This window comes from Kribbella sp. NBC_01245, from assembly GCF_036226525.1.
Lineage (GTDB): Bacteria > Actinomycetota > Actinomycetes > Propionibacteriales > Kribbellaceae > Kribbella.
In genome coordinates this window covers 7,225,393-7,242,718 of sequence record NZ_CP108487.1, presented here as the reverse complement: position 1 = coordinate 7,242,718, position 17,326 = coordinate 7,225,393, and the positions used below count along the sequence as shown (strand labels likewise).

At 67.2% G+C, this 17,326-nt stretch carries 16 protein-coding genes; 5 read left to right on the top strand and 11 right to left on the bottom strand.

The genetic code is table 11. The annotated features are described in order from the left end of the window. The first annotated feature begins 58 nt into the window (after window positions 1–58). Together OG394_RS33180 and serC are read left to right on the top strand one after the other, a co-directional pair. Window positions 59–901, top strand: coding sequence for a phytanoyl-CoA dioxygenase family protein (locus tag OG394_RS33180; protein WP_328991119.1), 843 nt, complete (start codon window positions 59–61; stop codon window positions 899–901). Between the two features lie 102 nt (window positions 902–1,003). Next, window positions 1,004–2,128, top strand: coding sequence for a phosphoserine transaminase (gene serC, locus OG394_RS33175; RefSeq protein ID WP_442914244.1), 1,125 nt, complete (start codon window positions 1,004–1,006; stop codon window positions 2,126–2,128). Here serC and OG394_RS33170 read toward each other — a convergent pair. From OG394_RS33170 to OG394_RS33160, 3 genes are all read right to left on the bottom strand, one after another. Further along, window positions 2,104–3,483 carry a hypothetical protein gene (locus OG394_RS33170; protein WP_328991118.1) on the bottom strand — a complete coding sequence of 460 codons (1,380 nt, stop codon included), beginning with the start codon at window positions 3,481–3,483 and terminating at the stop codon, window positions 2,104–2,106. The genes serC and OG394_RS33170 overlap by 25 nt on opposite strands. Further along, window positions 3,480–4,838 (bottom strand): class I SAM-dependent methyltransferase, encoded by a 1,359-nt coding sequence (locus tag OG394_RS33165; RefSeq protein WP_328991117.1) that lies wholly within the window; start codon window positions 4,836–4,838, stop codon window positions 3,480–3,482. The genes OG394_RS33170 and OG394_RS33165 overlap by 4 nt, the downstream gene beginning before the upstream one ends. Window positions 4,839–5,312: 474 nt before the next feature. Continuing rightward, window positions 5,313–5,672, bottom strand: coding sequence for a hypothetical protein (locus tag OG394_RS33160; protein ID WP_328991116.1), 360 nt, complete (start codon window positions 5,670–5,672; stop codon window positions 5,313–5,315). A 202-nt stretch (window positions 5,673–5,874) separates the two neighbouring features. Between OG394_RS33160 and OG394_RS33155 the strand changes: the two genes are divergently transcribed. Together OG394_RS33155 and OG394_RS33150 are read left to right on the top strand one after the other, a co-directional pair. Beyond that, window positions 5,875–6,606: an ArsR/SmtB family transcription factor gene (locus OG394_RS33155; protein WP_328991115.1), complete on the top strand. Its 732-nt coding sequence runs from the start codon at window positions 5,875–5,877 to the stop codon at window positions 6,604–6,606. Next, window positions 6,603–7,910, top strand: a complete 1,308-nt coding sequence (locus OG394_RS33150) for an MFS transporter (protein ID WP_328991114.1) — start codon at window positions 6,603–6,605, stop codon at window positions 7,908–7,910. The genes OG394_RS33155 and OG394_RS33150 overlap by 4 nt, the downstream gene beginning before the upstream one ends. Here the strand turns inward: OG394_RS33150 and OG394_RS33145 are convergent. From OG394_RS33145 to thpR, 6 genes are all read right to left on the bottom strand, one after another. Continuing rightward, window positions 7,827–8,933 (bottom strand): hypothetical protein, encoded by a 1,107-nt coding sequence (locus tag OG394_RS33145; protein WP_328991113.1) that lies wholly within the window; start codon window positions 8,931–8,933, stop codon window positions 7,827–7,829. The two genes, OG394_RS33150 and OG394_RS33145, sit on opposite strands and share 84 nt — an antisense overlap. A 192-nt stretch (window positions 8,934–9,125) precedes the next feature. Further along, window positions 9,126–9,434, bottom strand: a complete 309-nt coding sequence (locus tag OG394_RS33140) for a DUF4333 domain-containing protein (RefSeq protein WP_328991112.1) — start codon at window positions 9,432–9,434, stop codon at window positions 9,126–9,128. Window positions 9,435–9,612: 178 nt separating this feature from the next. Continuing rightward, window positions 9,613–10,854 carry an iron uptake transporter deferrochelatase/peroxidase subunit gene (gene efeB / locus OG394_RS33135; protein ID WP_328991111.1) on the bottom strand — a complete coding sequence of 414 codons (1,242 nt, stop codon included), beginning with the start codon at window positions 10,852–10,854 and terminating at the stop codon, window positions 9,613–9,615. Then, entirely contained in the window at window positions 10,851–11,981 is a 1,131-nt protein-coding gene (efeO, locus tag OG394_RS33130; RefSeq protein WP_328991110.1) for an iron uptake system protein EfeO, read from the bottom strand. Before efeO ends, efeB begins: the two co-directional genes overlap by 4 nt. Window positions 11,982–12,007: 26 nt before the next feature. Next, complete coding sequence (gene efeU, locus OG394_RS33125; protein WP_328991109.1) at window positions 12,008–12,838, bottom strand: iron uptake transporter permease EfeU; 831 nt, start codon at window positions 12,836–12,838, stop codon at window positions 12,008–12,010. A 43-nt stretch (window positions 12,839–12,881) separates the two neighbouring features. Next, window positions 12,882–13,445 carry an RNA 2',3'-cyclic phosphodiesterase gene (gene thpR / locus OG394_RS33120; RefSeq protein WP_328991108.1) on the bottom strand — a complete coding sequence of 188 codons (564 nt, stop codon included), beginning with the start codon at window positions 13,443–13,445 and terminating at the stop codon, window positions 12,882–12,884. A gap of 34 nt (window positions 13,446–13,479) precedes the next feature. Between thpR and OG394_RS33115 the strand changes: the two genes are divergently transcribed. Next, window positions 13,480–14,964, top strand: coding sequence for a TIGR03560 family F420-dependent LLM class oxidoreductase (locus tag OG394_RS33115; RefSeq protein WP_328991107.1), 1,485 nt, complete (start codon window positions 13,480–13,482; stop codon window positions 14,962–14,964). Between the two features lie 4 nt (window positions 14,965–14,968). Here the strand turns inward: OG394_RS33115 and OG394_RS33110 are convergent, their stop codons facing one another. Next, the gene (locus OG394_RS33110) at window positions 14,969–16,357 is read right to left on the bottom strand and encodes an MFS transporter (RefSeq protein WP_328991106.1); all 1,389 of its coding nucleotides are present in this window, start codon (window positions 16,355–16,357) and stop codon (window positions 14,969–14,971) included. Next, on the bottom strand, window positions 16,354–16,803 hold the full coding sequence (locus OG394_RS33105) for a MarR family winged helix-turn-helix transcriptional regulator (RefSeq protein ID WP_328991105.1): 450 nt from the start codon (window positions 16,801–16,803) through the stop codon (window positions 16,354–16,356). The genes OG394_RS33110 and OG394_RS33105 overlap by 4 nt, the downstream gene beginning before the upstream one ends. Window positions 16,804–17,326 lie beyond the last annotated feature (523 nt).

Genomic DNA, 17,326 nt, shown 5'->3' with positions numbered 1-17,326 from the left:
ACTATGACTTGCGGCGTTCAAGCTAAGAGTAACGACCTATCGAGCAGGGATGGTACGAATGAGCGCTTCGTTCAAGGACGAATTCGAGCAGCAGGGGTACACGGTGGCCCGCGGGCTGTTCGGCACCGACGAGGTCGAGCGGCTGCGGGAGCACTACATGGTGCTGCGCCGGCGCGGGTCGTACGACGGTGACGCGGTGGGCGTCCAGGCGGGCAGCCGCGATCCCCTGCGGCGGTATCCGCGGATGGCGCAGATGCACCGGTGGGACGAGCTCTCCCTGCAATGGCTGATCGACGATCGACTCGAGCGGGTGCTGACCGAAATGCTCGGGCGCGCGCCGTACGCCGTGCAGACGATGCTCTACTTCAAGCCGCCGGGGTCGCGGGGACAGGCCCTGCACCAGGACAACTTCTACCTGAAGGCCGAGCCGGGCACGTGTGTGGCGGCGTGGATGGCGCTCGACCCGGTCGACGAGTCGAACGGCTGTCTGTCCGTAGTCCCCGGCAGCCATCGCTGGCCGATCCTGTGCACGGAGAAGGCCGATACGTCCGTGAGCTTCACCGACGTGACAGTGCCGCTACCTGACGCCGGGGACGTCCGGGACGCCGTACCGGTGGTTATGGAGCCCGGGGATGTCTTGTTCTTCCACGGAGCACTCGTGCACGGCAGTGCGCCCAATGTGACGTCTGACCGGTTCCGGCGAGCACTGATCGGGCACTACATCGAGGGCGCGGCCGAGCAGGTCGCCGAGTACTACCACCCCGCACTGCGAATGGACGGCAGCCCACTGGAGCTAGCGGTGGCTGAGGGCGGTGGAGCCTGCGGTGAGTGGGTAGAGACGCCAGACGGTCCAGTGGCGGCCATGACCGGCATGCACACCGTCAGCCGGAAACACGAGTGAGACCCGTAGGTAACCCGGCGAGCCGGATATGGAACACTGCTGGTAGCTGACAGCGTCGTCGGCAGAGCAAGTATCAAGCCAGACGACGAAGGAGCACCGCTGGTGACCAGCGACGTTGTAATCCCCGAAGAGCTCAAGCCCGCCGACGGCCGTTTCGGCGCCGGACCGTCCAAGGTCCGCCCGGAGGCCGTTCAGGCCCTCGCCACCGAGGGCATCAAGCTGCTCGGCACCTCACACCGCCAGGCCCCGGTGAAGAACCTGGTCGGCCGCGTTCGCCAGGGCGTTTCGGACCTGTTCAACCTGCCCGAGGGCTACCAGGTCGTGCTCGGCAACGGCGGCTCGACCGCGTTCTGGGACGTCGCGACGTTCGCGCTGATCCGGGAGAAGAGCCAGCACCTGAGCTTCGGCGAGTTCTCGTCCAAGTTCGCGAAGGCCGCGCAGCAGGCGCCGCACCTGGCCGACCCGAGCGTGATCAAGGCCGAGCCCGGCACCCGTCCGGTCGCCGTCGCTGAGGCGGGCGTCGACCTGTACGCGTGGCCGCACAACGAGACCTCCACCGGCGTGATGGCCCCGATCAAGCGGGTCGAGGGTGCCGATGAGGGCGCGCTGGTCGCGATCGACGCCACCTCGGGCGCCGGCGGTCTGCCGGTCGACATCACCGAGACCGACGTGTACTACTTCGCGCCGCAGAAGTGCTTCGCCTCGGACGGCGGTCTGTGGATCGCGATCATGTCCCCGGCCGCGCTGGCCCGGGTCGAGGAGATCACCGCCTCCGGCCGCTGGATCCCGGCGTTCCTGGACCTGGCCACGGCGATCGACAACTCCGGCAAGAACCAGACCTACAACACCCCGTCGCTGTCGACGCTGTTCCTGATGGCGGAGCAGACCGACTGGCTGAACGCCAACGGCGGGCTCGAGTGGGCCGTACAGCGCACCACCGACTCCAGCAACCGGCTCTACACCTGGGCCGAGAAGTCCAGCTACGCGACGCCGTACGTCGAGGACGCGGACGCCCGCTCGCTGGTGATCGGCACGATCGACCTGGACGACTCGATCGACGCGGCCGCCGTCGCGACGGTGCTGCGCGCCAACGGCATCGTCGACACCGAGCCGTACCGCAAGCTCGGCCGCAACCAGCTCCGGGTGGCGATGTTCCCGGCGGTCGACCCGGATGACGTGGAGAAGCTCACCCAGGCGATCGACTACACGGTCGAGCGCCTGGCCTGATACGGATCCTGCCGGTCGGGGTTGTGATAGTCCCCGACCGGCTGGAACCGACTGCGATCGAACCCGCCCTGCTGGTGCCCACCCTGGTGCTGCTGGTGCTGGGGGTAGCCGCCTTGCCCGTGGGCGCCGTGGGTTTGCCCGTGACCGTTCTGGTCGTAGCCGCCCTGGTCGTACCCGTTTTGGTCGTAACCGTTTTGCTCGTAGCCGTTCGGCGCGTAGGCGGTCTCGTCGTAGCCTGCGCTGGCGTATGCCGCATCGGTGTAGGCGGCGTGTTCGCCCGTCTCGCCGACCCGACTGTAGCGGTCGCGCTGGTCGCGATCGCGTAGCTTGTCCAGGCGCTGCTGCTCGATCAGCGCGTCCTGCCGCTCGCGCCGGCCGGTCGGGAACGTCACCAGCGCCACGATCAGCGCGAACACCCCGGCGCCGGCCAGGATCCACCGCAACGTTCCGCCGGACTTCGAGGTGGCATCGCCGGCCCCGGTATCGGCCGGTTTGGTCGTCGCCTTGGGCGGGACCGCCGCCTTCCGTGGTGGCACCTGAACCTGGTAAACGGCCGAGTTCGACCCTTCGCTGCCGGCCACGACCGTGTTGTCGGTCGGCCCGACCGCGATGGATTCGCCTTGCGCGATCGGCAGTTGCACCGTGGCGTACGCCTTAGGGGAGGACCAGGTCATCGCGGTCATCGAGAGATAGCTTCGCACGACGATCCGCAGCGCGTCCGGCATGAACGTCCCGTCGGTGGCGAGGGCGGGCATATCGCCGACGCGCTTGAGCTTGTTCACGCCCTCGCGGGAAGCGACCTCGGGAGCGGCGTACAGCCCGCCCTTCTTCTGCTCCTTGGTGACGATGTACAACCGGTCGTTGCGCGGATGGATCATCAACGTCTCGGCGTTGTGCGCGCCGTCGGGATACTCGAAGTCGTACTGCCGGAACTTGACCTGCTGGTTCTCGAGCTTCTCCGGCTCGGCCATCGAGTAGACGTGGATCTGGTCCCGCACGCCCTCGTTGTCGCCGATATCCCCGACGTAGATCCGGCCGTCCTTACTGATCGCCAGCGCCTCGACGTCCCGCACCTCGGCCCCGAACGTCAGCACGGCCCGAACCTCGCCGTTCTTGTCGACGCCGAAAACCCGCGCCGAGTCGTTCGAGTCGTTCGTCGTCCACCAGATCCCGGGGAACTTGACGCTCTTCGCCAGCCCCGACGACTCCGTGATCCGGTCATCCCGGATCGTGAACAACTTCTTCGGCGCCGGCGGCTCATCCGCGGTCGGCGTTGCGGCAGCTGGAGCGGCGGCGGCCGCGAGCGCCAGCAGCGTCGCGGCGGAACCGGCCAGCACGCGGCCGAGCGCGGTCAAGAGTCTGCCCCGGGCCGGAGGACCAGGTCGGCGAGGCGCGGCTGGACCTGCCATTCGCGGATCAGTTCGGCGTACTCGGCTTGAGTGCCCTCGTCCGGCGCGGCACCCGTCCGGGCGGCACGCAGCAGCAGATTGCGGGGCGTATGTTCACTGTCCACGAACTGCACCACCTCCACGCGATACCCGACCTGTCGCAGCACGGCCGCTCTCAACGTATCGGTGAGAAGATCAGCGAACCGTTCTCGAACGATGCCATACCTCGTCAACAGAGAGTACGGGGCCGGTGGTTCGCCCGCCTTGAGCTGCTTCTGAATATCGTGATGGCAACACGGTGCGGCGAGCACGAGCGGCGCCTCCCAGCCGACCGCCCGAGCCAACGCGTCATCGGTCGCGGTGTCACACGCGTGCAGCGCGAGCACCACGTCCGCGGGCGAGTCCAGCTCCGCCTCGGCGATCGTGCCGTCAACGAACCGCAGCTGCTCCTGCCAGCCCAAATCCGCCACGATCCGGCTGTTCCGAACCCGCGCCTTCGGATTGTGGTCGATCCCCGTCACGCGCACGTCATACCCGCGCGCACTCAACAGGTGATACGCCGCCAACGTCAGATACGCATTCCCACACCCCAAATCCACCACATGCAACGGCCGCACCCCCACACGCTCCCCGCCATCACCACCCGACGCGGCGTCACCCGACGCGGCGTGGTCCGACGCGGCCTGGTCCGACCCGGCGTCACCCGACGCGGTGTGGCCCGACGCGGTGCTGGTCGAGGTGGTTCGGACGGCGGTGATGCGGCCGGCGGCGACTGCCTCGTCCAGGGCGGGAGCGAGCAGTTTGCAGAACTCTTCGATCTGCTTGTACTTGGACTGCCGCGACGGTTTGACCCGGCCGTGGTGGTCGCTGATGCCGAGCTCGATCAGGAAGGGCGCGGCTGGATCGAGCAACCGCTCCTTGGGCCGGTCGTGCCCGGTCACCTGCTCGTGCCGGTCCTGCTGGCGGTGCAGCAGCGGGCGGCCCTTCTTGGTGTACCGGAACTGGAGGGTCTCCGCGGTGGTCTCGACATGCCAGTTGCCGTACGGCTCGTCGAGTAGTTCGTCCACGAGCTTCGCCGCCTCGGCACCGACCGCCGCGTTGCTGGTATGCGCCTGCCGCTCGTCGTACTGCGTGAGCTGCAGGTGCCGCCCAGCCTTGAGATCGACGTACCGCAACTCGACCCGGTGGAACGCCGGAGGCTCCGCGCCGCGACGCCGTCCAGACCCGAGCGCACGGACCAGCGCCGACTCGTCGAGCAGCGCGGCCCGAACCTCGTCGCGAGGCTCGGAGCCCGTAGTCGGCGGCTCGAGGTCAGACTGCACCGCGCCATTCTGACCGACCGCACCACACCATCACAAAACGGTCTCGCCCGAACCGCGCCGCGACCACCTCTCCGGAGACCCAATACCTGACCCTGCAACCACCTCCCGGGACGCCCAAATCAGCCCTCTCAGGCGCCTCCTTGGGCCTCCCAATCGAGGCTTTGGCCGACTCCTTGCCACCTTCCGAGCAGCCGTCCGAGCACCCTGTTGTCCGCGCCCGATAGACCAGACGTGCCGTGTGGCTGCGGGCCACCCTGCGGCCTGACGAGGAAATCGTGGGCTAGCGCGCGAGTCGAACCGGACTCTCGACGATTGGTCACATTTCGTGGGCCGCCGGTTCAAAGGTGATCCCGTCGGATGACGAGTCGAACTTGGCGAGATGCGGCCCACCAAATGAGACCAATCGACGAGGAGTCCTAGGCGAACGCCTCCCCGTAGGCATAGGCCGGCGCCTCCCGGGGTCGTGTGGTGGGTTTAGGCGAGGTGTTCGGTGTCGGTTAGTAGGCCTAGGTGTCTTAGGCGCATTTCGATGCCGCCTGGTTGTCGGCCTAGGAGGTTGGTCAGGTCTGCCATGGTGCCGCCGGACTTGAAGGCTTCGGTGAGCTCTTCCTCTTGTTCGGTGGTCCAGGGCTTGTAGGCATTCGGGAAGGTTTTGCGTGCCTCGCCGACGCGTCTGCCGGGTGAGGTCAGCATCTCCAGACCGCGGATCCGGTTCTGTCGTTGCCGGGCGACCTCTTCGCCGTCCTTCCAGAACACGACCGCACCCTCGACGAACGTCAGCAGGTCCGCCGCGACGTCGCAATAGTCGGCTTCCTCGAGCAACACCCGCACCATCTCTGGCTCCTCTCTCCTTCGGACCGCTGACCACCATCTCGGCGGCCACATCAGCCTCTCGGCAGGGAAGATGCCGCGATCCAAGCCCGTTTCCGCACTTACTTCCGAACTTGTGGACAACTCGGCCAGCAAGCTCGAAAAAACTGCACAATCTCTTTGCAAAGGGCTTTTGCAAAGAGATTGTGTGATCTATGGTCGACTCATGAGCGACCGCGACCACCTCCCAGAGCAGACTCCGAAGACTCCCGACGACCAGGCCGCAGCGACCGCCGGGGGCGACACGGCGACGGCCGGGAGCGACACGGCGACCGCCGGGAGCGACGCGGCGCAGGTCGTTGAGGATGCGCCGGCTGAGCATTCCTGGCATCCGGATCCCGTGCTGGATGTGTCGTTGGACAGCCGGTTGTTGCGGGCGTTGGCGCATCCGATGCGGAACAAGTTGCTGGGGCTGTTGCGAGCGCATGGACCGCAGACGGCGACCACGCTGGCGAGTCGGCTCGGGGTCAATACCGGAGCCACTAGTTACCACCTCCGGCAGTTGGCCGAGGCGGGGCTGGTGGTGGACGACGAAGAGCGCGGCAACGCTCGGGATCGCTGGTGGAAGGCGGCGCACCGCGGCACCTACTTCGACGAGAACGCCTTGCTCGACAGCGATCCTGAGCTCGCGCTGGCTTATCTGCACTCGAACGCACAGATCTACGCCGAGAACATGTTTCGCGCGATCGACGAGATCCCGACCCTCGATGCCGAATGGCGCGACGTGGGAATGTTGTCGGATTTCGCGTTTCACCTCACCAGCGACCAGGCCAAGCGGATGTTCGACGAAATCCTGGTGGTGCTGGACAAGTACCGGACCGATCTCACCCAGCCGCTGGCGGAAGGCCAGAAGAAGGTCTCGGTGCAGATCCAGGGCTTCCAGAGGACAGCCGAATGACGACCGCCGAATCCCCGCCCGCCGCGCGATCAACCACCCCACAACCAGCCACCCCGCGACCACCCACCGAACAGCCAGGCGGTCCGCCCAACCGCGTACCGCTGATCGCGTTCCTGATCGCGAACGTCGTCTCCATCTCCGGCACCAGGGTGAGCGCGATCGCGATCCCCTGGCTGGTGCTCGTGACGACCGGATCGGCGGCCAAGATGGGGCTGGTGGTCGTCTTCGAGATGACCCCACTGGTACTGAGCAAGGCCCTAGGCGGTCCGCTCATCGACCGAGTCGGGCCGCGCCGCGTGAGCATGATCGCGGACAGCGCGAGTGCCGTAGTGGTCGCGCTGATCCCGATCCTGCAACTGCTGGACCGCCTCTCGTTCCCGCTATTGCTGGCACTGGTCGCGATCGCCGGGGTCTTCCGCGGTCCGGGCGACGCGGCCAAAGGCGTAATGGTCCCGGATATCGCCGAGGCGGCACGAGTCCCGATCGAGCGCGTGACCGGCCTGGAGAGCACCACCGATCGCACTGCCGGATTCATCGCGCCTGCCATCGCCGGCGTACTGATCGCCTCAATAGGTACGGCACAAGCGCTGCTCGTGGACGCGGCCTCGTTCGCTGTGTGCGCCCTCCTGATCGGTATCTGGGCGCCACGCAAGAAGGCTGCTACCGAGGATGAGCCGGACGACGAGGCGGGCGTGAGCTACCTGCGCAGGCTGCGGTCGGGCTGGGACTTCCTCCGCAAGGACAAGTTCCTGATGGCGTTGATCCTGATGATCACGGTGACGAACCTGCTCGACATCGCGTACAACGCGGTGCTGGTGCCGGTCTGGATTCGCAGCCAGGGGTACGGTCCGGCGGAGATCGGCCTGCTGATGTCCGTGTTCGGTATCACCGCGACCATCGGTGCCCTGCTCGCGGCCGCCATGGGTGACCGGGTCCCCCGTCGGCTCGTGTTCACGCTCGGCTTCATGCTCGGCGGCATTCCACGATTCGTGGTGATGGCCGTGGACAGCCCGCTGTGGGTCGTCGTCGGGGTCTGCCTGATCGGCGGGTTCGGCGTGGGGTTCATCAACCCGATCCTCGGCGCGCTGTTCATCGAGCGAGTGCCTCGACACCTGCTCGGCCGAGTCGGCTCGCTGGCCGAGTCGCTCGGCTGGGCCGGGATGCCGCTCGGCGGCGTACTGGCCGGTGCCGCGATCGCCTCAATCGGCCTCGCGCCCGCCCTACTCGTCGCCGGTATCGCCTATCTCGTCGCCACCACCAGCCCCACGCTGATCGGAACTCGGCGCGACTGGGGCGGGCGGTAGCGCCAGGACGCGTTGCTCCTCGATGCGAACCTGCTCGGCCCCCAGCAGGCCGAGCAGGATCAGGTCGAGAACGATGCCGCCGACCGCGGAGAACTGGGTCCCCGCGAACTGGAAGACCTGCGTGACCAGCAGCGAGATCAGCACTGAGACCTCGAAGAGCCGAACAGCCCGCAGCCGGTCGACCCGCATCCGCAAGGCGCCGCGCAAGGTGAAGACGGCCGACAGCAGACTCCCCGCGGCCACACCGATGACCGGCGCCTCGTTCAAATGGTGCTCCGGGCTGAACAACACCGCGAAAACGGGCGCGCCGAGGGCCTGGATGACCAGTACGACGACCGCCACGCGTGGTGCGGCCGGATGTGTGGCAAGGCGGCCGAAGGCACGTTTGAGCGGGACCAGGACGGCATCCAGCGGCGCGGCGAGCTCAACGTCATCGCGTCTACACGCGGCGAGCAGCGCACGGACCTCGGCCCGGCCGGGTGCGTCGTCGGCCAGCCGGAGTTGTGCCGAGGCCGCGGCCAGCCGTTGCCGGGACAGCCCGCCCGCGACCCCTTCGACGGCGTGGTCGACCGCGTTGGCGAGATGCTCGCGCGGGTCGAACGGTCTTCGCCGCACGAACTGAACCGCGAGCACCAGCAGCACGAAGACGACGTACATGATCGCGGCGGCCGGTCGGTAGAAGTAGTCGTTGTCGGAGGTGACGAACTTGCCCACCTCGTCGATGAACAGGCCGAAGCCGATCCCGCCGATCAGGGCCGCCGCGGGTCGCACCACCGGGCCGATGAACGCGAGCAGCAGGGTGATCGCGGCCAGCATCAGCAGACCGCCGGGCAGCATGTGGGCGATGTGCAGACCGCCCTCGGTACCGATCTGTGGATAACCGCTCAACCGCAGGAACAACCGGGTGATCAGCACAGTCGAGACCGCTGCCACGACGAAGGTGGTCAGGTGCGCGGCGGTTCGGACATCGCGCACCAGACCGGCGCGCAGCAGGTACGGCGATCGACCGGCGGAGGTGGTCATGCCGGGAGGTTACCGGGCCGCTCCGACAATCCGTGCGGCCAACAGCGAACTACCTGGTCAACGCGGCAACGATGACGATGGCAACGAGTAGCGCCAGTACGGCCGAGGTGACGAGTCGCCGGGTGCGGGGGTCCACCGCCTCACAGTAGCCGGGCCGCGGCGGGCATCCCCGCACCGGCCCGGCCGATGTGATCAGGAGGACATCGGCTTGTCGTCGACCTTGATGTCGAACTTCGCGTTGGTGCCCTTGACCGACTTGATCCGGACGGCGACGCCGTACTTCTTGCCCTTGTGCGACAGCACGCAGCGGGTGGCCTCGTTGACCTTGGCGATCAGCTTGCCCGGGCACTCGATCTTCTCCGGCTTCGTGCCGACCGACTTCTCCAGCGAGCTGGAGACGCTGTTCTGCAATGCGTCCTGCGAGATTGACGGCGTACCACCACAACCGGCGAGGGCTGCGGCGGTGACAATGGCGATTCCTGTAACTGCCCCGAGCTTCATGGGGTGAAGCCTAGTGCCTCGTGGTCCTCATTCCTTTAGTGCTGGCGGTGTCCAGGTGGGTGCATCGCAAGGCGGAGGAGCGTCCTCGATGCGGAGCATCGTGGACGCTTCTCCAACGCCGCGAGGTGCCCGCCTGGGCGCCGCCAGTGCAAAGGAATCAGGACCACGAGGCACTAGGTCAGGAAAAGAGTCGCTCTCCCCAGAAGCCACCCTGCTGTACGCCGCCCGGGCACGCGTAGATGCCGGAACCGACGTGGCGGATGTACTCGTTCATGACGTCGTCGCGAGCCAACTGACGCTGAATCGGGATGAACTGCTTCCGCGGATCCCGCTGGTACGCCAGGAAGAACAGCCCCGCGTCGAGCCGCCCGAGACCGTCCGAGCCGTCGACGAAGTTGTAGCCCCGGCGAAGCAGTTCGGCCCCGTTGTTCTTGGAGGGATGCGCCAGCCGTACGTGCGCCACCTCGCCGATCCGCAGCTCGCCCGCCTCGTTCTTGAGGCCGAAGTCCAGTTCGTCGAACTCCTCGGCCTTACCCAGCGGCGCGCCCGAGCCCTTCGCCCGTCCGACGATGGCCTCCTGCTCGTCCAGCGAGGTCCGATCCCAGGTCTCGATCGTCATCCGGATCCGCCGGGCCACCAGGTACGACCCGCCGAGCATCCAGTCGGGCCCGTCGTTCGGCTGGACCCAGAGCTGCTGGTCGAGTTTGGCGGTGTCCTCGAGCTTGAGGTTGTTCGTCCCATCCTTGAAGCCGAACAGGTTGCGTGGCGTGGCCTGGGCGCGGGAGGTGGACGACGTACGGCCGAAGCCGAGCTGGGACCAGCGCACGGCGGCCGTGCCGAACGCGAGCCGGGCCAGGTTGCGGATCGCGTGTACGGCGACTTGCGGGTCGTCCGAGCAGGCCTGGACGGCGATGTCGCCGCCACTGCGCCGGGGATCGAGGTTGTCGCCGATGAAGTGCGGCAGATCGACCAGCGCCGAGGGCCGAAGCCCGGCCAGGCCGAAGCGCTTGTCGAACAGCGACGGCCCGAACCCGATCGTGATGGTCAGACGCGACGGCGGCAGCCCGACCGCCTCACCGGTGTCCTCGGGCGGCGCCACGCCAGGCCCGGACACCGCGCCGTACTCGCCGATGTCGTGACCGGCCGTCATCTGCGCGGCGGCCGCGGTCCAGGTCTTCAGCAGCTTGATCAGGTCGTCGCGCTTCGTCGAGGTCAGATCGAACGTGGCGAAGTGCAACCGGTCCTGCGCCGGGGTGAGGATGCCGGCCTGGTGGTCACCGTGGAAGTCGACCGGTGCCGCGTTGTCGACGCCGGCCGCCGATGCCTCATCGCTGGTGGCCGCATGCGCGGCGTAACCCGCCGCACCCGCGACAACGGCGGCGCCTGCCGCGCCGATCAGACCGCGTCGGGAGACGGTCATTTCTTCGCGATCACCGCGGCGACCTTGCTGACCGGTTCGGCCAGCGCGTCGATCACGGTACCGAGCTCCTTACGCTCGGCGTCGGTGGGCAGGTAGGGCTTGAAGCCGTCGGCGGTGCGGAACTTCTGCAGCGCCGCGTCGACCGCCTTGAACTGGGCATCGAGCGTCTTCACCAGCGCCGGGTCACGCTCCTGCAGGGCCGGGCGCAGCGCCTGGATCGCGGCCTGCGAACCCTCGACGTTGGCCTGGAAGTCCCACAGGTCGGTGTGCGAGTAGCGGTCCTCCTCGCCGGTGATCTTGCCGGTCGCGACCTCGTCCAGCAGCTCCTTCGCGCCGTTGGCGAGCTGCAGCGGGTTCAGCTTGACCTTCTTCGCCTCGGCGACAACGGTCTTCACGTCCACCAGCAGCTGGTCGGCGTACTTCTCCATGCCCTTGGTGGTGTTGGAGACCCACAGCGACTTCTCGATCCGGTGCCAGCCGGTCCACTCGGTACCGGGCTCGACGTCGTTCTCGCGGGCGTCGATCTTCGGGTCGAGGTCACCGAACGACTCGGCCACCGGCTCGATCCGCTCCCAATAGGTCCGCGAGACCGGGAACAGTTCCTTCGACTTCGCCACGTCACCGGCCTTGACCGCGTTGACGAACTCGGTCGTCTTCTCCTCCAGCGCGATCGACTGCGAGTTCACGTACCGCTGGTAGCTCTCGGTGGCCTGCTTAAGCGCGGTGTCGGTGTCGATCTGCGGGGCGGCGTCACCCTCGACGACCAGGTCGCCGCGGATGCCGTCGCCGATCATGCCGGGCTTGCAGGCGGTCTGGTACTTGCCGCTGGGCAGCTCGACGATCAGGTCGCGCTTCAGGCCGGGCCCGATGTTCTCGACCTCGCCCATCACCCGGTCGCCCTCGGCGTACACGTAGAACTCGGTCACCTTGCTGCCGCCGTTGCTGACCGAGAACGTGCTCGTACCGGCCTTCACGGTGGAGCGGCTCAGCCCGCACTCGGTGTCGCTGGCCTTGACCGCGACCGGGCCGGTGCCGTCGTCCTTGGTGGCCGGCGTCTCCTCGGCACAACCAGTCAGGGCTGTGAGCGACAGAACGGCGACGGCAGCGAGACCGCGGCGGAAGGTCATAGTGGTTCTCTCCTGGGAATAGAGCATCAGGCCGGCACCGTGGGCGCTGGTGCGTTGCTGCGGATCGGACGGAAATAAAGGAAGAGCACGGGTGCGAGGTAGAGCAGCCAGACGGTCAGCTCGACCACGGTCGGCATCGGGTTGAAGTTGAAGATCCCCTTGAGCAGTACGCCGTACCAGCTGTCGGGCGGGATCGCGGTCGAGATGTCGAAGGCGAGCGTGTGCAGGCCGGGCAGGATGTTCGCCTCCTGCAAGTCGTGGAAGCCGTACGCGAGGATCCCGGCGGCCACCAGCACGAGGATCGCGCCCGTCCACTTGAAGAAGACGGCCAGGTTGACCTTCACCGCGCCTCGGTAGATCAGCACGCCGAGCACGACCGCGCTGACGAGGCCCAGCAGGACGCCGACGAACGGCGTCGCCGTAGTGGCCGTCGCGGCTGAGGCGTAGACGATGAAGGCCGTCTCGATGCCCTCGCGGAAGACCGCCAGGAACGCGAGTACGACGATGGCGCGCGGGCCGATCTCGAGGGCCTGGCCGAGGCGTTCGCGCAACTCCCCCGCGATCGAGCGGGACGCCTTGCGCATCCAGAAGATCATCCAGGTGACGAAGCCGACCGCCAGGATCGACATGATGCCGCCGATGGTCTCCTGCGCCACGAACGACTTCGCGGTCAGCGCGGTGATGAACTGCAGCAGCGCCCAGCCGGCCACGGCCACCGCGACGGCCGCGCTGACGCCGTACCAGACGTAGCGCATGCGGTCGCGATGACCGGATCGGACCAGGAAGGTAGCCAGGATGCTGACCACCAGGGATGCCTCAAGGCCTTCCCGAAGCCCGATCAGGTAGTTGGCGAGCATCGGCGGACTCCTGGGACATTAGGCATGGCTAACCTATGGAAGGCTAACCTAAGAACTCCCATTCGCCCACTGTGTCGTAGGCCGCACCATGGCTCGGGCCCTCGCCCAGACGTGACGAGATCAACTCGAACCCGGTGGCGGTCCATTCCGGGCCTTCGTACAGATCGAGCACCCGGACATAACGCAGGACGTCGACCGGGCGGCCGAGGCGTGCCAGCGTGACGTGCGGGGTGAACTTGCGCCCGTCGACCTGCACGCCGGCCTTGTTCACCGCGCCGCGGGTCACGCTCGCGAGGTGCGCGAGCTGGTCCTCGGGATCGTGGACGCCCGTGAAGAGGACGCGCGCATTCGGTACGCCCGGGAACGCGCCGGCGCCCTTCAAGCGCAGGTCGATCGGCTTTTGCCGCTTGGCGACGAACTCCAGCCCTTCGGCCAGGTCATCGGTCTTGTAATCGGGGACCTCGCCGAGGAAGGCGAGAGTGATGTGCCAGGTGCTCTCGGAGGACCAACGCAGATCCTCGTCCGGATGGGACCGGCGCGGTTCCACGAACTCGGCCAGATGCTCGACAACCTCCAACGGCGGGACAACTCCAACGAACAATCGCATCCGAGGATCGTACGACCTTGGCAGACTGATGCTCATGAATCTGCCGTCGCCGTGTGTGGTGATCCTGGTGGGGCCTGGCGCGGCCGGGAAGTCGACCTGGGCTTTGGAGCATTTCCCGGCCGACACGATCGTCTCTAGCGACCGACTGCGTGCAGTGGCGGGTTCGGGCGAGGACGACATCACTGCGAGCGCTGACGCGTTTGACCTGCTCGAGCAGATCGTGCGGCTCAGGCTGGCTCGCGGCCTCACAACGGTCATCGACACGCTAGGGCTCGACCAGGAGCGTCGTACGGCTTGGCTGGCGCTGGCCCGTTCCCACGGTCTGGCGTGCGTTGCGGTGGCCTTCGATACCTCTGCCGAGGAGTGCCGCCTACGGAATCGCCTGCGCGCCAAACGCATCCCTGCCGACGTACTGGCCTCGCAACTGCGTAACTGGCCTACCGTTCGCGCTGCGCTCGACACCGAGGGGTACGACGAGGTGCTTTTGCCGCAGGCTGTTCGCGTCGTACCCGAGGCGTTCGTGTCGGCGTCTGCAGCCTTGGTACGTCAGCAGGAGCGGCCTACCGGGCTGCGGTTTGGCCTGCACCTCGGAGAGTTTCCAGCCGGGCGTGAGGGGATGAGCGATTGGCTGCGGGTGGTGGCGTCTACAGCCGAGGCTGTCGGCTTCGACGCGATCTACGTGATGGACCACTTCAGGCAGATCCCGCAGGTTGGGAGGGCTTGGGACGACTTCCTCGAGAGCTGGACGACACTCGCGTATCTGGCCGCCTGTACGTCTCACGTCCGCCTCGGCACGCTGGTCTCGGGTATCACCTACCGGAACGTGGCACACCTCGGGAAGATCGCTGCCACCCTGGACGTCTTGAGCGGCGGCCGGGCGGTCTGCGGGATTGGGCTCGCGTGGTTCGAGGCAGAGCACAAGGCGTACGGCTGGGACTTCCCGTCGGTCAATGACCGGTATGCGTTGCTGGAGGACGCGTTGCGGCTATTGCCCGTCATGTGGGGCCCTGGGAATAAGGCCTTCCACGGGAAGCTTCTCGACGTACCGGACACCTCTTGCTACCCGAGGCCGTTGCAGGATCCACTGCCACTTCTGGTTGGCGGTGGCGGGGAGAAGCGGACGCTACGGCTTGCAGCGCGTTATGCGTCCGCTGCGAACGTCTTCGGCTCAGCAGACGACGTACGCCACAAGTCCGACGTACTGCGGGCGCATTGCGTGGCGGCGGGTCGGGAGCCGGCCGAGGTGGCGCTGACGCATCTCTCGACCGTGTTGGTCGGCAAGGACGACCAAGAGCTCGCGGCCTCGGTGGAACGGCTGCGGCCGCGTCGGCAGGATCCGGCCAAGTACGCCGCGAGCGTGCACGCCGGTACGGTCGAGGACCAGATCGGGCGGTTCCGCGAACTCGCCGAGGCCGGAGCCGCCGAAGTGATGATCCGGCTCCCCGACCTCGACGCCTCGCCAGAGCAGGCGACGGCCGTACTCGAACGGATGGCCCCGGTCATCGAGGCCTTCCACTAGCGGCTTAAGCGACCCGCGGCCTGACAGGCCGCACAGGCCCGGGCTTGACCGGCACCGGGTCGGCCGTGCGCTTGCCGTCCACTAGGTCGGCCGTGCGCCTGGCGTCCACCAGGTCGGCTGTGCGCTTGGCGTCCAGGAGGTCGGTCTGCGGCAGCACGTCCAGGTGCGGACGGGGTAGCAGGCGCGGGCGGATCGAGAGGCCCCGGCGGCGGGAGAAGTACAGCACCGAGCCGAGGGTGCCGAGCACGGTCAGCGACCCGCCGACGATCAGGGACCACCGGGCGCCGAAGGTCTGGCCGACCCACCCGATGAACGGCGAGCCCAGCGGCGTACCACCCATCAGCACGGTCATGTAGAGCGCCATCACCCGGCCGCGCATGGTCGGGTCGATACCGAGCTGCATGGTCGCGTTGGCCGCGGTCAGCAGCGTCAGCGCGGTGAAGCCGACGACCGGCAGCACCAGCGCGAAGGTCAGATAGCTGGGCATCAGACCGCTGATGACAACCATCACGCCGAAGGCCAGCGCGGCACCGATCACCAGCCGCTGCCTGGTCCGGACCCGGCGGGCGGCCAGCAGGGCACCGGTGAGCGAACCGATCGCGAGGATCGAGCCGAGAATCCCGTACTCCCCCGCGCCCTTGTGGAACGCGTTGGTCGCCATCAGCGCCGAGGTCATCTGGAAGTTCAGCCCGAAGGTGCCCGCGAAGAACACCGCCGTGAGGATCATCATCAGCTCCGGCCGGCGCCAGAGGTAGCGCATGCCGTCGCGGATCATGCCCTTATCCCGGGCTGCCGGCGTCGGGGTCTGCAGCTCGCTGGTCCGCATCAGGTGTAGCGACACGATCACCGCGGCATAGCTGAGGCCGTTGATGATGATCACCGGGCCGGTGCCGATCCAGGCGATCAGCAGACCGGCCAGACCGGGGCCGATCAGCCGGGCCGCGTTGAACGAGGCCGAGTTCAGCCCGACGGCGTTGGACAGCTCGTCCTTGCCGACCATCTCGACCACGAACGCCTGCCGGGTCGGCGCGTCGAAGGCAGTGCCGATACCGAAAGCGAAGGCCAGCACGTACACATGCCAGGCCTCGACCAGACCGGTGACGGCCAGCGTGCCGAGCAGCAGCGCGACGGAACCCATCGCGATCTGGGTGATGGTGAGCACCTTGCGCTTGGGGAAGCGGTCGGCGATGAGGCCCGCATACGGCGAGACGAGCAGGGCGGGCAGGAACTGCAGGCCGGTCACGATGCCGAGCGCCGTACCGGAGTGGGTCAGCTCCAGGACCAGCCAGTCCTGGGCCACCCGCTGCATCCAGGTGCCGACGTTCGAGACGATCGCGCCAGAGGCGTAGAGCCGGAAATTCCGGACCTTGAATGCACGGAAGGTCGGACTCATAGAGCTGCCAGTCGTTCTAGTACAGGTGCTGCTTTGCGCAGGATCTCGCGCTCCTCAAGGGTCAGGGTCTTCAACTTGGTCTTCAGCCACTCGTCCCGGCGGCGGCGGTTCGCGATGATCAGGGCGCGAGCGGCATCGGTCAGCTCGACCAGCACGAGGCGTTTGTCGCTCTCATGCGGACGGCGGACCACCAGCCCGGCCGCCTCCATGTTGGACACGATCCGCGTCATCGACGGCGGCTTCACCTTCTCGTGCGCCGCCAGCTCACCGAGCGTCATCGCGTCATGCTTGGCGAGCGCGCCGAGCACACTCAGCTGATTCGCCGTCAGGTCCGCGTCATCGGCCCGCTGCCACCGGATCTGCCGAGACAGCCGCATGATCGACGACCTCAGCGCACTGGCCAGACCGACATCACTCTTCACCTGCTGCGCGACAACACTGGGCATATCGTTAGCTTAACTCATTACCTTTGCTAATTAAACTCTTGACAACCGCCCACGTCCTGACATAACAACGCCCACCCCCTGCTCATCGGGCCGTTGTGACGCGGCGTGTCGGGGTTCATCGGTCCCTTCGGACCGCGCGTAGCCCGCCCGCGACGACCCGCGCAGCACCGTCACTTTGCATTCATTCGTCGGAATCCGCCCTCGTCCGTTCGCTGACCTGTACTGGACCGCGGTGGCTGCGAGGGCGGATTCCGACGAACGAATGCAAAGGCGGTTGGCCCGTGCCACTGGTCGCAAGGGACCGATGAAGGCCGACGCGCCGTGTCACAGGGGCCCGATGAGTGGGTTGGGCGTGAACCCGGGACGGCTTAGGTTGAGCAGCGGTCTGGAAGGAGAGCCCGTGGTCGTGGTTGTTGTAGGTCTTTGTGGTTTGGCGGTCGGGCTGGTTGGTCGCGCATTGATGGGGCCGGAGCGTTGGCATCGGAAGGTGCGGTCCCAGGTACGGCCGGACGCATTGGAGCCG

Coding starts and splice junctions, on each gene's coding strand:
- OG394_RS33180 (WP_328991119.1), top strand. CDS start 59: ATGAGCGCTTCGTTCAAGGACGAATTCGAGCAGCAGGGGTACACGGTG.
- OG394_RS33160 (WP_328991116.1), bottom strand. CDS start 5,672: ATGGTGCGGGTGTTGCTCGAGGAAGCCGACTATTGCGACGTCGCGGCG.
- OG394_RS33155 (WP_328991115.1), top strand. CDS start 5,875: ATGAGCGACCGCGACCACCTCCCAGAGCAGACTCCGAAGACTCCCGAC.
- OG394_RS33150 (WP_328991114.1), top strand. CDS start 6,603: ATGACGACCGCCGAATCCCCGCCCGCCGCGCGATCAACCACCCCACAA.
- OG394_RS33145 (WP_328991113.1), bottom strand. CDS start 8,933: ATGACCACCTCCGCCGGTCGATCGCCGTACCTGCTGCGCGCCGGTCTG.
- OG394_RS33140 (WP_328991112.1), bottom strand. CDS start 9,434: ATGAAGCTCGGGGCAGTTACAGGAATCGCCATTGTCACCGCCGCAGCC.
- efeB (WP_328991111.1), bottom strand. CDS start 10,854: ATGACCGTCTCCCGACGCGGTCTGATCGGCGCGGCAGGCGCCGCCGTT.
- efeO (WP_328991110.1), bottom strand. CDS start 11,981: ATGACCTTCCGCCGCGGTCTCGCTGCCGTCGCCGTTCTGTCGCTCACA.
- efeU (WP_328991109.1), bottom strand. CDS start 12,838: ATGCTCGCCAACTACCTGATCGGGCTTCGGGAAGGCCTTGAGGCATCC.
- thpR (WP_328991108.1), bottom strand. CDS start 13,445: ATGCGATTGTTCGTTGGAGTTGTCCCGCCGTTGGAGGTTGTCGAGCAT.
- OG394_RS33115 (WP_328991107.1), top strand. CDS start 13,480: ATGAATCTGCCGTCGCCGTGTGTGGTGATCCTGGTGGGGCCTGGCGCG.
- OG394_RS33110 (WP_328991106.1), bottom strand. CDS start 16,357: ATGAGTCCGACCTTCCGTGCATTCAAGGTCCGGAATTTCCGGCTCTAC.
- OG394_RS33105 (WP_328991105.1), bottom strand. CDS start 16,803: ATGCCCAGTGTTGTCGCGCAGCAGGTGAAGAGTGATGTCGGTCTGGCC.